Genomic DNA, 833 nt, shown 5'->3' on the forward strand with positions numbered 1-833 from the left:
AGTCCGCGAACACCCGGGCGAAGTGCGCGGCGGGCTCCGCCAGGCGCTCCGCGATCTCCTCGGTCAGCTCCCGGGTCCGGGCGAGCCGGGCGCGGGCCTCCTCGCCAACGGGGTTCGGGGCATCGTCGACGAGCAGCACGACCCGCACGCTCGGGAACTCCTGCAACGCCGCGGACCAGAGCGTGTAGCGGACGATCTCTGGCTCTTCGTCGTAGCAGGGGATCAGCACGGTGATGTCGGAGTCCGAGCCGCGGAAGTGCTCGTCGATGATCGCGCGCTCCGTGCGCTGGTGCGCCCGGTACCGGGTCAGCGCGCCCTGCCGGGCGAGCAGGTACATCGTGGCCGAGAAGGTCAGCATCGTGACGATCAGCGCGTAGGTGAAGGTTTCCAGGTGAAAGCGGAACGAGGAACCGGAGCTCTCGATCGTGATGCGCAGCACGGTCGTGATCAGGTATAAGAACCAGGCCAGTACGGTCACCAGGATCGCGATGCGCCCCCAGATGACCTTGGTCCGGCTGGGCACGGCGGGCACGATCGACAGCGGTTCCGAGCGGCGCTCGGCACCCCACTGGCGCTTGCGGGGCTGCACGGCTGCGGGCGCGATCGGCATGGCCCCCCTCATTCCTGTTTCGCACCGGGCACGTTCCGAGCCGCGGGAGCGCGGAAAGCCGGTGTGCTCATATTATGCTGACTGCGAGGGGTCTTGGTCGAGGCCGACAGCGGGACTGACGTGTTTCCTTCCGGCGGTTGCCTCGGCGGTCGCGAACGGCGGGAAGGTGGGGGAGCATGGCGAAGTGGTTTCCGGGTCGACGCCTGTCCTGGGTTCGGCTCAC

Annotated in this window: 1 pseudogene; it reads right to left on the reverse strand. The window is 68.4% G+C overall.

What is annotated here, in order from left to right:
- Window positions 1-610: pseudogene (locus tag OOT08_RS11230) on the reverse strand (glycosyltransferase family 2 protein); the annotation flags it as partial.
- Window positions 611-833: the final 223 nt, after the last annotated feature.

The sequence above is a fragment of the Leucobacter sp. M11 genome, from assembly GCF_035726885.1.
Classification (GTDB): domain Bacteria; phylum Actinomycetota; class Actinomycetes; order Actinomycetales; family Microbacteriaceae; genus JAPFRB01.